The sequence below is a fragment of the Enterococcus sulfureus ATCC 49903 genome (genome assembly GCF_000407605.1).
Lineage (GTDB): Bacteria > Bacillota > Bacilli > Lactobacillales > Enterococcaceae > Enterococcus_G > Enterococcus_G sulfureus.
The window spans coordinates 478,495-492,802 of the sequence record NZ_ASWO01000005.1; the positions used below are offsets into that span (position 1 = coordinate 478,495).

The following is a 14,308-nucleotide window of genomic DNA, read 5'->3' on the forward strand; positions in this document are numbered from 1 at the left end:
TCCTACCTTCTCGCAAAGGCAGGAGTGAATGTCAGATTGTAGACAGAAGATTGATGTATCGCAATACACCGAAATAATTAGATCTGTGGATACACGCATGTATCACAGGACTAATTCACACCTTTTTAGCCTCACGGGACTATCTTTAAAGGAATTTCTTATTTGATTTGTATTTACTATACCCTTTGTTTTTTAAAAAATCAACTGTTTTTTCGAAGATTTTCTAAAACTTCTTCAAAAGCTTTTGGTAGTGGTGCTTCAAAAACCATGGATTCATTGGTTTTTGGATGCGTAAAGCCTAAAAGTTTCGCATGTAGCAATTGTCCATTTGTTTTCAATGTTTTTTTAGGACCATATACTGGGTCTCCTGCTAAAGGATAGCCGATATATTGCATGTGTACACGAATTTGATGAGTACGTCCAGTCTCAAGCTGCAATTCAACTAAGGTAAATTGGTCGAAACGCTCTAAAACGGTAAAATGTGTAACAGCTTGTTTGCCATCTTCACGCACCGCTTGCATTTTACGGTCAACTTTTGAACGACCGATCGGCGCATCGATACGCCCTTTATCATGGCCAATCGAACCATGAACCAATGCGATATATTTGCGTAAAGAAGTTTTATCTTTTAATTGTTGAGCCAATGACTCATGTGCTTGATCATTTTTCGCTACCATCAATAGACCAGATGTATCTTTGTCGATGCGATGCACGATTCCTGGACGAATCACGTCATTGATACTAGAAAGAGACGTCAAATGATACAATAAAGCATTGACGAGCGTTTGATCAGGATGACCTGCTGAAGGATGAACGACCATTCCTTGTGGTTTATTGATCACTGCGACATCTTCATCTTCATAGACGATTTCTAATGGAATATCTTGTGCTTCTAAAGTCAATTCTTTGACTTCTGGGATAGTAATTAGGATATGATCGCCTTTTTTTACTTTATAATTCGCACGGCTTACTGTCCCATTGACAAATACACATCCTTCTTTTAACCACTGTGTAATTTGTGAGCGACTATGATTGTGTAACGTAGTGGCTAGGGCTTTATCAATTCGCCCTGTCTGATCGGTAATGATAACTTCAAGTTCATTTTGCATAATGTGTTCCTTTCAAGCGATCTTCTAAGATCGTATAAATAAAAATTAAAATAACACCAATCGATAGTGCCATATCAGCAACATTAAAAATTGGAAATGAAATAAACTCCGTTTGGAACATGTCGACGACGAATCCTAAACGAATCCGGTCGATAAAATTTCCAATAGCTCCTGCTAAAATCAAGGCTAAGCCTAATGAAAATAACCAATGCCCATGACGATTACGATAGAGTAAGTAACTAACGACTACGACGGCGATAATCGTAATAATGGTAAAAAAAGTTTGTTTCCCTTCAAATAAGCTCCAAGCAGCACCTGTATTTTGCAAGTAAGTAAAGGATAATACGTGAGGGATCACTGTAACCGATTCTCCAAGTGCTAAATGAGCGACAATTTGATATTTTACAAGTTGATCTAGTACGATCACAACTAAAGCAAGAATAAGATAAATAAGCATAGCATTCTCTCTTTCTAATTATAAATCTAACACGTCTCTTGGACGAATGATTCCTTCTAAATTTCCATCTGGTTCACCATGTTCTGTAATCAAGATCGCTTCTAGCGTGCGATGCTCTTTAAATAACTGCTGAACAAAATCGATTGTCGCGTCTCTTGAAACAAAGCGATAATTACTCTTCTTTCCCTCGACTGCCAAAAGATCTTCTACTTTAATATGTTCTAGATCCGGCGTGATATCCTCAAAATGCGTTGCAAACCAATAGCCTAACACACGCAAGGTAAGCAGCCCTTTGAATTGGCCTTTATTGTACAACGGAAATTGCGAGTAACGCTTATCGGCGACGATTTTTAACAACTCTTTGACTGAAAGATCAATTTCAAAACCAGTTACTGGTTTTTTAAATCGCGGGAGAACAGTTTCAGGTTCTGCTAATTCTTTTTCGATGGTTAAAATCCGATTGACGATCCATTCATTTGGTTCAGCAATAATAAAATCATCGCCGATTTGATCATGAACAATCGCATTACGTAATTGTGAGATTTGCAATAAATCCGCTTCATATTTTTTAACTGGTAAATGTGGATTATCTGAAAGAATACGCACCAATTGACTAAATCCAAGATTTTGGTCAGTTGGATTTTTTTGTTGCAACCATTTTTCGATACGATTAAAACTACTTAAAAATAGTTGAGCGGCTTCGGCCATCAGAAAAGCCTCCTTTTTTATGTGATCTGCTCAATTAGTATAGCTTAGTTTAATCAGAATGAAAACCACAATCCCTGAATTCTTATTGTTTCACAACTGTTTAGTTTACCATAATTTTATTTTGTTAATAAAAAGACTTCTCCGTAAAGTACGAAGAAGTCAAACATCCATTAAAATAAGCCAATTGCTTGTCCGGAATTTGTAACATCCATATTTAACGCTGCGGGAGCTTTAGGTAAACCGGGCATCGTCATCACATCGCCTGTTAAGGCAACGATAAATCCTGCACCTAATTTAGGCACAAATTCTCGAATCGTCAATGAAAAGTGATCAGGAGCACCTAATTTTGTTGGATCATCTGAAAATGAATATTGGGTTTTCGCCATACATACAGGCAAGTGATCCCATCCATAGGCAATAAAATCATTTAACTGTTTTTCAGCTTTCGGACTCAAATTAACTTCTTTTGCTCCATAAATCGTTTTTGCGATAGTCTCAGTTTTATCAAGTAACGTATCTTGCGGAGAATAAAGTGGAGTAAATGCCTTCGTTTCTTGAGTCAATTGTACGACTTCACGTGCCAATTGTTCTCCTCCGGCACCACCTTTTTCCCAAACGGCACATTGGGTTACAGGAACACCTTCTTGTTGGCATAGTGTGGTAAGTGTCTCGAACTCAGCTTTCGTGTCACTTGAAAATTCGTTGATGGCCACAATCACTGGAATCGTATACCGAGACATATTACGAATATGACGACGAAGATTGGCAAAGCCTTTTTCTAAAGCAGGGATATTTTCTTGTGTTAAAGAATCTTTCGCTAATCCGCCGTGCATTTTTAATGCGCGGATCGTTGCGACGATCACAATAGTATCAGGAGCCTTATTTAGATTTGGAACTTTGATGTCTAAAAACTTTTCAGCGCCAAGATCAGCTCCAAATCCAGCTTCTGTCACTGTATAGTCGCTTGTAGCTAAGGCTAATTTTGTAGCCATGATGCTATTACATCCATGTGCAATGTTGGCAAATGGACCACCATGAACAAAAGCAGGCGTTCCTTCGATGGTTTGAACCAAATTGGGTTTTAATGCATCTTTTAATAATAATGTCAGTGCACCTTCAACCTTTAGTTGAGCTACGGTAATAGGTTCTTTTTTTGCCGTATAGCCAATCACGATTTTACCTAGACGTGTTTTTAAATCGGTCAACGAAGTCGCTAAGCATAAAATCGCCATAACTTCGCTGGCTACGGTAATATCAAATCCATCTTCTCTAGGGACACCTTGCATTGGGCCCCCTAGTCCAACAACTACATGACGTAAGGCGCGATCATTTAGATCGACGACACGTTTCCATGTGATTCGTCTCGTATCAATACCAAGTTCATTGCCTTGTTGAATATGATTGTCTAATAACGCTGATAATGCATTATTGGCTGTCGTAATGGCATGCATATCTCCTGTAAAATGTAGATTAATGTCTTCCATTGGAATGACTTGAGCACGACCTCCTCCAGTCGCTCCACCTTTAACCCCCATAACAGGTCCTAGAGAGGGTTCTCGAAGTGCTAAAGTTGTTTGATACCCGATTCGGTTCATGGCATCCGCTAAGCCGATACTAACAGTAGATTTTCCTTCCCCTGCTGGTGTTGGATTGATGGAAGTCACTAAGATTAGTTTTCCTTGATCTTGACCTTCTGCTTTTTGAATCGTTTCATACGTGATTTTTGCTTTATATTTTCCATATTGTTCTAAATCATCTTCAGAAAATCCAACTTTTTGTGCAATGTCTATAATCGGTAGCATCTTGGCTTCCTGTGCAATTTCAATATCTGACTTCATGTACATCCCCCTATTTCACGAACAATTCAGAACTTTTTTGTTCTTTCATTAGTAGATTATCGTAAAAAACATAAAAAATAAAGGAAAATTTGGCGATAAATAAAAAAAGAGTGAGAATTCACTCCTTTACAGATAGATTCAATTGTAAATATTCCAGCAATCGACGACGTTCTGTTTTACGTAACCTGCCTTCCCAGGTCAATTGATGACTTTCAATGATCAAGTGTGCACCATCAAGGGTGATTTTTTCGATTGTTTCAAGCGGAATGACCGTTTTTTTCCAAAAACGTGCATACATGATCACAAGTTGACTTTCGGTAAGGATCATTTTTCTACGATAGCCTAAATAGCAAAAGAGTAACGAGATAGCTGTAACCAATAAGCTCGTAGGATAAGGTTTTGTATTTTCTAGTGCCATGATCCAACTGAAAAAAAAGAGAAATCCAGTAAGTGACCAATAAATTAAAGAAAAAGCAAGCTCAGGTTGCCAACGAAATTTTGTTTTCATGGATAAATTCCTTTCAATCTTTTGCTTTTTTTCGTTATACTAGTGGTAATAAAAAATGAGGTGAGTTTATGTTAACGATTCATGTCGATGCATCGACCAAAGGAAACCCTGGACCAAGTGGTGGCGGGTTTGTGCTATCAGGAGAAACACTGCATATCCAACAAGCTTTTGCGTTAAATGGAGATTTAACCAATCATCAAGCAGAGTTTGCCTCACTTTTATATACACTAGAGTATCTAATTGCGCACAATCTAACTGATAAAACGATTATGATTTATACCGACAGTAAGATTTTAGCGCAAACGATCGAAAAAGACTATGCTAAGAATTCAGAATATCAAAAATATTTACTAGAAATTAAAGAAAAATTACAAATGTTTCTATTGATTTTTATCAATTGGATTCCTGAAGCGAAAAATAAAGGTGCCGACCATCTTGCTAGACAAGGCTTATCCAAAAGACTAAAACAAGTCTAGAGTAAAACACTAAAATCGTGTAACTCTAGACTTGTTGGATTTATAAAATTGGAGACAATAAGCGTGAAAAGTTTTGTTTAAATCGCAACCATCGAGATTGCTTTTTAATCATTTCAGTAGTCAATAAAGTAGATTGCTCCATATCACGTTCAAAAATCGCAGCCAATTCCTCATTGACTTTATGGTTATATGCAAAAGCACTTACTTCAAAGTTCAATTCATAACTTCGAATATCTTGATTGGTCGTACCAAAACTAGAGATCGTATCGTCCATGATCATCGTTTTAGCATGGATAAATCCATTGTTATAGATATAGACTTTGACTCCACGTTTTTGAAGATAATTCGCATAATATTGCGTAGCACGATAGATAAATGGATGATCTGGCATGCAAGGAATCATCACACGAACATCGATACCCGATTTTACAGCAATGACCAAAGCCGCAATCATTGGATCATCTGGAATCAAATAAGGCGACTGAATCCACACTCGCTTTTCAGCTCCAAGCAGCATTTTTATAAAGCCACCTTTTAGTACTTGTTCCTCACGATTTGGTCCATCACTGACGATTTGCAATGTCACATCACCGACTTCTTCAGGTTCTGGTAGTACAAAATAACGTCCTTCGTATTCCATTTCTTGTGCTTCATGTTTCACTGAAGCGTTCCAGTCTTTTAAAAAAACTTGTTGTAATCCAAACGACCCTGTTCCTAAAATACGTGCATGTGTATCTCGCCAATAGCCAAATTTTTTACTTTCACCGAGATATTGATCACCCACATTAAAACCACCAGTCCAACCAATCTTCCCATCAATGACTACGATTTTTCGATGTAAGTGATAATTTAATCGGGTTTTACGAATCAAATTGCGTGAAGTGATAAAGGCTAACACTTCACCACCAGCTTCTACCAAAGGATTAAAGAACTTAATGGATGTTTTTCCGCCCCATGGATCAAAAATCAAGCGAACTTCTACGCCCTCTTTTGCTTTTTTGACTAATTCATCTAAAAAACGATTGCCGATTTTATCATTGAAAAAAGCGTAGTATTCTACATGGACAGAATCTTTAGCAGCACGTATATCTTCAAATAAATGCTCAAACTTTTCTTTTCCATCTGTAAAAAAGGTCACATCATTCCCCATTGATAGAGGTGATTCTTCTACATTATAAAAATAATTGCGTAATAAACGCGCTTCAGCATCTTTGATTTTGATTGGAAATTGTTGATTATGTGCTGTAATTTCTTCTTCAATAGTATGAATCCGCTTTTTATGTTTATCTTTCATCAAATAAATCGCTTCACCATCGATACCGCGACCACAAAATGAATACAAAATAAATCCAATTACAGGTAAAAATACCAATGCCATCATCCATGCAAATACACTAGCGATCGAACGCGGTCGACGAAAAACAGTAATAAATGCACCGATCGTATTCAATACAATCAATGCGATAATTACGCTATATACCACGCTCATATCCATTTTTATACTCATATCTTTACCCCCATACCTACAAAATAGCCTATATTTCTTCTTAACTAGAGAAAAATAGATTTGCTAAGATTATAACATAAAAAAATTCTATATCCTTCCAGAAAGAAGGATATAGAACAGAATCAAATAACAAAACTACTGTTGTTCAATAAATGTTTCCGCTTGAGCGAGTGCGTCTTTGATTCCAGCAGGATTTTTCCCACCAGCTTGTGCCATATCTGGACGACCACCACCGCCACCGCCAACTAAAGGAGCGATTGATTTGATAAGATCACCAGCTTTTAAACCTTTTTCGTTTGCAGTTTTTGACATCGCAACAAGCAAACTAACTTTTCCATCTGCAGCATTAGCTAATACCAATACATCAGAAGCAGCTTTTTGTTTCCATTGATCGGCTAATTGACGCAACTGGTTCATATCTTTGACTGAAACTTCAGCTGTAATGACTGACATCTCATTGATTTCTTTTGTATCATTGAAGATATCACCAGCTTGTTGACTTGCTAATTTACTTGCTAATTGTTCATTTTCTTTTTGAACATCACGTAATTGTGCTTGTAGTTGTTCTACTTTGCTTACGACTTCTTTCGCTTGTGGTGTTTTCAATCGAGCCGCAATAGCTTTTACGCGTTCTTCTTCTTCACGGAATTGTTCATATGCTTCTGTACTTGTCACCGCTTCGATTCGGCGTACACCTGCACCGATTCCAGATTCTGAAACGATTTTGAATAAACCGATCGATTCCGTATTCTCCACATGGTTTCCACCACATAATTCAATTGACCAATCCGATACATTGACCACACGAACGTTTTGACCATATTTTTCGCCAAACAAGGCCATTGCGCCCATTGATTTCGCGGTTTCGATATCAGTTTCGACTGTCGTCACCGGAAGTGCTTCCCAGATTTTTTCATTGACCATACGTTCCATTTGAACCAATTCTTCTGGTGTCACTTGACCAAAATGCGTAAAGTCAAAGCGTAAGTGCTCTGGTGTCACTAATGATCCAGCTTGGTTTGCGTGATCGCCTAGTGTTTCTTTTAAGGCTTTATGCAATAAATGCGTTGCCGTATGGTTTTTTGTAATTTTACGATGACGTGCTTCATCGACTTCTAGTGTATACTGTTCGTCAATCGCTAATGGCATCACGACTTCGACTTTGTGTAAGAACTGACCATTTGGAGCTTTTTTTACATCTAAGACGTACGCAACGATATCGCCTTGCAGATTGTAGATCGTTCCTTTATCGGCGATTTGTCCACCCATCTCGGCGTAAAATGGTGTCGTATCAAAAATAAGTTGCGCGGTACCTTCTTTTACTGTATCGACTAATGCTTCTTCTTGGATGATCGCCACTAATTTTCCTTTTGCTGCAAGTGCATCGTATCCAACGTAAGTACTTTCGACTTTAAGGTCTGTAAGTAAATTCGATTGAATACCCATTGATGTTTCCTTGCTACGGCCAGCACGTGCACGGTCGCGTTGTGCTTGCATTTCAACTTCAAAGCCATCATGATCGACTTCTAGCCCAGCTTCTTGTGCGACTTCTTCTGTCAATTCTACTGGGAAGCCATACGTATCATATAATTTGAAGATATCTTTTCCGTCAAGTGTCGTACCATTTTGGGCTTTCACTTGGTCAATGACTTGGTTTAAAATGTCTAAGCCTTCATTAATCGTTTCGTGGAAACGTTCTTCTTCATTTTTAACTACTTTTTCAATAAAATCTTTTTGTGCTAAGACTTCAGGATAGTAACTTTCCATAATTGAACCCACTACTGGAACTAATTTGTATAAGAAAGCTTGTTCGATACCTAATTTTTTCCCGTGCATGACCGCACGACGTAATAAACGACGCAATACATAACCGCGGCCTTCATTTGAAGGTAACGCGCCATCACCGATCGCAAAAGATAACGCACGGATATGGTCAGCGATAACTTTAAACGATACGTTCGTTACTGGACTATCGCCGTATTTTACATTGCTACCTAATTCTTCTACTGCATGGATAATTGGCATAAATAAGTCAGTTTCAAAGTTTGTGGGTGCATCTTGAATAATAGAAACTACGCGCTCTAGACCCATTCCCGTATCGATGTTTTTATGTGGTAATGGTTCATACGTATCATCTGGTTTGTGGTTGAACTCAGAGAACACTAAGTTCCAGATTTCTAAGTAGCGTTCATTTTCGCCACCAGGATAATTTTCTGGATCGTCTTCTGCTAAATCATTGTAGGCTTCTCCACGGTCATAAAAAATCTCGCTATCTGGTCCACTTGGTCCGGCACCGATATCCCAAAAGTTATCTTCGATTTCAATGATATGTTCTTTTGTCAAGCCCACTTCTTCAGCCCAAATGCGTTTTGCTTCGGTATCTTTAGGATAAACCGTTACGTATAATTTTTCTGGATCAAATCCTAACCATTTAGGATCAGTTAAAAATTCCCAAGCCCAGTGAATTGCTTCTGTTTTGAAATAATCCCCAATAGAAAAATTCCCTAACATTTCAAACATCGTATGGTGACGTGCTGTACGTCCTACATTTTCGATATCGTTTGTACGAATCGATTTTTGAGCGTTGGTAATCCGTGGGTTATCTGGTACAACAGAACCATCAAAATATTTTTTCAGTGTTGCAACACCTGAATTGATCCATAATAAAGTTGGGTCGTTTACTGGAACAAGTGAAGCACTTGGTTCAATCGTATGTCCTTTTGATTGGAAGAAGTCTAAAAATAATTGGCGGACTTCTGCACTAGTAAGTTGTTTCATCTTCTATTCCTACTTTCTTTTTCAAATAAAAAAACACCCTTGCAGACAAGGACGTCTACACGCGGTACCACCTTGTTTGCAATGATGTTGATCATTACCTCTTCATTCTTCTTAACGCGAAGTCACGTCGGTTTTTCAACCGATTGGACAAAGGGAGCCATCTTAAGATCCGTCTGTTTCCGTTTCAGCCTAGCGAAAACTCTCTGTAAAACGCATTGCCTTTGATGTTATCCTTTACGTTTGAAGTATAGCGAAGAGTCTATAAAAAGTCAATTTTTTCTCAAGTAAATCACGAAAAAAATAGTGTCTTTTTTTATTTTATACATATAGTCTAAATTATTTTTTTATTAAAGAAAGCATAACCCGAAATAATCGGTAGAGCCCCCATATTAAAACAGAAGCAACTATAATTTCAAATACTCTAAACATAACACGTAAATCATAAGCAAAGCGTAAAAATAGTATCCAAAGAAGAACAAAAAGAACTGTTTTTTGTAGTCCTGTTAATTTCCGATGAAGTATATATGCCAAAAAGTCTTCATTATCTACATGCTGAGTTTGATATTCTTTATATATTTTCTTTATATATTTTTTTGTAATGATCCCCCCTCTCTTCAGTTAAGTATTTGATAAAAATACATCAAAGCGATAGGCTTCATCGATTACTGTATAGGTATCAAATGTACTTGTACGTGTTTGTTCTAATATGCCTCCAAGATGTTGGTAAAATGCTACAGCAGGATAATTTTTTTGCATGACCCAGATTCTGACTTGTCCGATACGTAACGTTTCAAAATAAGTCATGGCTGTTTGAAATAATAATTTCCCGATTCCTTTGCCTTTAGCTTCTTTTGCGACATATAGTGCATAGATCTCTCCAATATGTCGCTCTTGTTTAATCGCGATGAATCCCAATAATAGTTGGTTATGATCACGATAGAGATAAATGTTCGGCGATGTGTGGGCGTCTGCTAAAAAAAGCTGCCATTTGGTCTGGATCTCTTTAGTCGATAAAGACTGTAAGTAGTCTTCTGGAACTAGTTCCTTATAGGTGTTTTGCCAAGATGATTTATATAGCGTGGCAATATCTTGTATATCTTTTGTTGTAGCGAGTGTAATCATCTCCTCTCTCCTTTCTCTCCTTTAAAAGACAACGTACGTATTTTTTCGAGTAAATAGTCGTCTGGATTTATGCATAAAAGTGTGGTGTTTGCTTGATAAACTGATAAAAAATAAGGAAAATGTGTACAGCCAATCAGGATGCATTCGACATCAACTTGTTCAAAAAAATCAATCGATGCAAGCAGTCCAGTATAATGAAGGATCCACTCAGGAGATTTTTTGGCTTCTACTGCCTCTACCCAATCTAGATTTGTCATACTATAGACCGTAGCGTTTGGATTATGTTGAATGATTTCTTTTTCGATTCCCGCAGCACCTTGTGCGTTAGCAGCTAGAATCCCAATTTTTCGATTCTTTAATTTTTGGTAAGCCGCAAATGGTGTAATGATCGGAAGCTGCACTTCTTTTTCAAGACGAGCAAACGAAAGACTAGCACTTAACGAATTACAATAGACGACCACTGCTTGACAACCTTCTTCTTTTGCTTGAAAAAGGAGGTTCAATATGGTGTTTTGTTTCACCTCTAAAGAAGACGTTTGGAATCTGGTTTGCTCTTGTGGAGAATGAGAAACTGGAAATGCACTTGTTTGACAAGACAATTGTGTTTCGAATAAATGACATCCCATCATGGTATCAATTTTTGTTCCGCCAAGTATGGCTAGTTTCATATCAATATTCCTTTCTTTATCCTAACTTTTCTAGTACTTTATATAGTATAGTAGAATAAAAAAAGTTACAAATCAAAATAAAGGAGTATATAGGAGATGCTTTATACGAGAAAAAATTTAAATCAACTTACCCAAGAATTTCCTCTACCTGAATACGTTCGTTGTATCGCGACGTCTCAAAGTTTTGCTAGTCCTAGTAGCCATGTTGTGATTTTACTTAATGATACACAACTTGTTTTGGTTTTTTTAAATTTTTTTCAAACCCGTGTAATTGCAACAAAAATCTATCCGCGGACTACGCTTTCAAATAATCAGTTTCGTTCATTCGGGATTCAGGTAAAATGGACAGTAACGTGTGACAAAACTTCCTATCGATTTTTAATTCCTAAAACAATCCTTACTTTAGGAAAAGAACAAGATGCTGGATTAACTCAGTTGATGAAACTTAAATAAATTAACTAACGTTATTTTATTTAAAGTGTTTCAAAAATAAACCTTGTTGTTTAAATAGTTACAGGCATTTCATTTTCTATTTATAACAAATCCATGTTATCTTAATAGTAGTTAGAGATTTTCTCTATTAGGGGCCATTCATAATACGCGTTTCAGATGAATGGATTAATTTATTGGAGGGTGATAGAAATGGAACACAAAAGAAACGAATACTTTACACCAAATGAGGCGGGAATCAACATTTCGTGGGGATCCGTCGTTGCAGGAGTCATTTCATTTTTTGCTATTTTTATGACATTTGGCTTGATCGGCTCAGCTATTGGTTTTGGTGCAGTCGATCCTACAGCAAAAGATCCATTTGACGGTGTAGGAACAGGTTTACTGATTTGGACGATCGTGACACTAGTTGTCTCTTTAGGTCTTGCTGGATTTATTTCCGGAGTAGCGGCTCGAAAAGTCGGTTGGATGCATGGATTTTTAACTTGGGCTACAAGTATGATGGTTGTGACACTAATCGTGAGCTTTACTGCCATCACTACACTATCAGCAGTAGGTTCTCTACTTGGAAACGTTACGTCTACCGTAACAGATGGTGCTAGTAGTGTCGCTTCAGCAACAGGTGATGCAATTTCAAAAAGTTTTGACACTGTAACTAAAGAAGTTGGATCAGTGAATACAGATGACTTACAAGCAAATGTAACAAAGTACTTACAAGATACTGACGTTGCGGAATTACAACCAGATTATTTAAAAAATCAATTAAGCGAAGCGACAGATGAAATTACAAATGCAGGAAAAGAAATCGTAAAAAATCCAGACGATGCCGATAAAATTATCGATACAACTGCAGATTCATTACAAGAAAAAGCGAAAAAAATCGGGGATTCTGTTGACCGTGATGCAATCGCAAATGCTGTTTCAAAAAACACTGAGCTTTCTGAAGAAGAAGCACAACAAGCTACAGATACCATTTACAATCAATTACAAACAGCCTCTTCCGAAGCACAAAAACAACTCGATATGGCTCGTGAAAATGTAGATCAATTAAAATCAGAAATCAAAGATACTGTTGAAGAAGCAAAACAAACTGCAGACGACGTATCAGATACAACAGCTAAAGCATCAATTTGGGGCTTTGTAGCGATGATCTTAGGTTTAATCATCACTTCAATTGCTGGGATGTTTGGTGCATCATTAGCTCGTCCTAGAGATTAATGTAAGCTAAACCAATCAAATAAAAAAAGAGCTACTCTTTTGGGTAGCTCTTTTTTTATTTCGCTTTCTTCCCTTCTTCCCTTCTTCCTTTTACTATTTTAAGCCTTTTCATGATAGACTAGATGTAACTATAACGAAGGAGGAAGTTATGCTTTATAAAAAAGGTATTTTTATCAGTTTATTTTTTATTGTGTTAATCATTCTTGGTCTTTTTTATACCTTAAGACATCACGAAGACCAAAAAGCGACGATATCCTATCAAGATGGGCACTACTATGTGACACCCTCTCTTAACGAAACAGTAAAGATCCATGCAAATAACTTAATTTCTCATGAGCAACAAGATGAAGTATTAACAAAATCATTCAATTTACCAAAAGAGACTACGTTGATTACAACTTTTTCGGCAAAAGAAAAAGAATTTTTGATTGAGTTAACTGCAACCAGTGATTCAAATTTCAAGCAAACAACGAAGATCCCTAGTACGAAACGATATAATGCGTATATCCCCTACTCTGTAATCAAAGATGGAAATACTGGTCTATTTGTTGGAACCGATGATCCTAGCATTTTGAAACAGATTAAAGAACAGCCTGATCAGCTTGATCAGTTTTTTACAGATGATATCATTTTATTGGAACAATCGATTTTATTCGAAAAAAATAAATAAGTCGTTTAATTTAGGAGTGTATGTTAAATGGATAAAGATCAGTTTTTATCTCAAATCAAACAAGGTTTGATTGTCTCTTGTCAAGCTTTACCCGGAGAAGTTTTTTATACAGAAGAAAAAAGCTTGATGCCTTATTTTGCAAAAGCAGCAGAAAAAGCTGGTGCAGTGGGAATTCGAGCCAATTCTGTTCGCGATATTTTAGCTATCAAAGCCCAAGTAAATTTACCGATTATTGGGATCATTAAACGAGATTATCCACCTGAAGCACCTTTCATTACGGCGACGATGAAGGAAGTAGACGAATTGGTTGCAACTAAAGTAGAAGTCATCGCTTTGGATTGTACACTACGCCCTCGTCATGATGGACAAACGATAAATTCATTTATCAGACAAATTAAAACTCGGTATCCTGATCAGTTGTTAATGGCAGATATTTCGACTTTAGAAGAAGGGATAAACGCCTTTCAAGCTGGTGTTGATTTTATTGGCACGACGCTAAGTGGCTATACAAAGTACAGTCCAAAACAAGAACAACCAGACATTCACTTGATTACGGCATTATTGGATCAAGGAATTCCTGTCATTGCAGAAGGCCGTATTCATACACCCGAGAAAGCTAAAGAAATTCAAAAATTAGGTGTTGCTGGTATTGTAGTTGGCGGAGCCATTACTCGTCCTCAAGAGATTGCAGAACGATTTATCCAAGCACTAAATTAACCTACACGTATCTTTTCATTTAAGAAAAGATACGTGTAGGTTTTTAGTTTGTTCCTTTATGGGATTTTTAATTAGCCATATA

At 37.1% G+C, this 14,308-nt stretch carries 14 protein-coding genes; 5 read left to right on the forward strand and 9 right to left on the reverse strand.

Annotation, left to right across the window (positions count from 1 at the left end; all coding sequences use genetic code 11):
* Positions 1-200: 200 nt before the first annotated feature.
* From I573_RS08320 to I573_RS08340, 5 genes are all read right to left on the reverse strand, one after another.
* Positions 201-1,109, reverse strand: a complete 909-nt coding sequence (locus I573_RS08320; RefSeq protein WP_016185459.1) for an RluA family pseudouridine synthase — start codon at positions 1,107-1,109, stop codon at positions 201-203.
* Entirely contained in the window at positions 1,099-1,566 is a 468-nt protein-coding gene (gene lspA, locus I573_RS08325) for a signal peptidase II (protein WP_016185458.1), read from the reverse strand. The genes I573_RS08320 and lspA overlap by 11 nt, the downstream gene beginning before the upstream one ends.
* A gap of 18 nt (positions 1,567-1,584) precedes the next feature.
* Positions 1,585-2,274 carry a CBS domain-containing protein gene (locus tag I573_RS08330; protein ID WP_016185457.1) on the reverse strand — a complete coding sequence of 230 codons (690 nt, stop codon included), beginning with the start codon at positions 2,272-2,274 and terminating at the stop codon, positions 1,585-1,587.
* 170 nt (positions 2,275-2,444) lie between these two features.
* Positions 2,445-4,112 (reverse strand): formate--tetrahydrofolate ligase, encoded by a 1,668-nt coding sequence (locus tag I573_RS08335; protein WP_016185456.1) that lies wholly within the window; start codon positions 4,110-4,112, stop codon positions 2,445-2,447.
* A 118-nt stretch (positions 4,113-4,230) separates the two neighbouring features.
* On the reverse strand, positions 4,231-4,620 hold the full coding sequence (locus tag I573_RS08340; RefSeq protein WP_016185455.1) for an EbsA family protein: 390 nt from the start codon (positions 4,618-4,620) through the stop codon (positions 4,231-4,233).
* A gap of 68 nt (positions 4,621-4,688) precedes the next feature.
* On the opposite strand from I573_RS08340, the gene I573_RS08345 reads away from it, so the two are divergent.
* Complete coding sequence (locus tag I573_RS08345) at positions 4,689-5,096, forward strand: ribonuclease HI family protein (protein ID WP_016185454.1); 408 nt, start codon at positions 4,689-4,691, stop codon at positions 5,094-5,096.
* Positions 5,097-5,136: 40 nt separating this feature from the next.
* On the opposite strand, the gene cls is transcribed toward I573_RS08345, so the two are convergent.
* The 4 genes from cls to I573_RS08365 form a co-directional block, all read right to left on the reverse strand.
* Positions 5,137-6,603, reverse strand: coding sequence for a cardiolipin synthase (gene cls / locus I573_RS08350; RefSeq protein WP_016185453.1), 1,467 nt, complete (start codon positions 6,601-6,603; stop codon positions 5,137-5,139).
* Positions 6,604-6,738: 135 nt separating this feature from the next.
* Entirely contained in the window at positions 6,739-9,381 is a 2,643-nt protein-coding gene (gene alaS / locus I573_RS08355; protein ID WP_016185452.1) for an alanine--tRNA ligase, read from the reverse strand.
* A 618-nt stretch (positions 9,382-9,999) separates the two neighbouring features.
* Positions 10,000-10,503, reverse strand: coding sequence for a GNAT family N-acetyltransferase (locus I573_RS08360; RefSeq protein WP_016185451.1), 504 nt, complete (start codon positions 10,501-10,503; stop codon positions 10,000-10,002).
* Positions 10,500-11,171 carry an aspartate/glutamate racemase family protein gene (locus I573_RS08365; RefSeq protein WP_016185450.1) on the reverse strand — a complete coding sequence of 224 codons (672 nt, stop codon included), beginning with the start codon at positions 11,169-11,171 and terminating at the stop codon, positions 10,500-10,502. The genes I573_RS08360 and I573_RS08365 overlap by 4 nt, the downstream gene beginning before the upstream one ends.
* A 96-nt stretch (positions 11,172-11,267) precedes the next feature.
* Here I573_RS08365 and I573_RS08370 point away from each other — a divergent pair, with 96 nt between their 5' ends.
* From I573_RS08370 to I573_RS08385, 4 genes are all read left to right on the forward strand, one after another.
* Complete coding sequence (locus I573_RS08370; RefSeq protein WP_016185449.1) at positions 11,268-11,624, forward strand: hypothetical protein; 357 nt, start codon at positions 11,268-11,270, stop codon at positions 11,622-11,624.
* A gap of 189 nt (positions 11,625-11,813) precedes the next feature.
* Positions 11,814-12,839 carry a hypothetical protein gene (locus tag I573_RS08375; RefSeq protein ID WP_016185448.1) on the forward strand — a complete coding sequence of 342 codons (1,026 nt, stop codon included), beginning with the start codon at positions 11,814-11,816 and terminating at the stop codon, positions 12,837-12,839.
* Between the two features lie 148 nt (positions 12,840-12,987).
* On the forward strand, positions 12,988-13,509 hold the full coding sequence (locus I573_RS08380; RefSeq protein WP_016185447.1) for a hypothetical protein: 522 nt from the start codon (positions 12,988-12,990) through the stop codon (positions 13,507-13,509).
* Between the two features lie 27 nt (positions 13,510-13,536).
* Entirely contained in the window at positions 13,537-14,226 is a 690-nt protein-coding gene (locus tag I573_RS08385) for an N-acetylmannosamine-6-phosphate 2-epimerase (protein ID WP_016185446.1), read from the forward strand.
* The last annotated feature ends 82 nt before the right edge of the window (positions 14,227-14,308 follow it).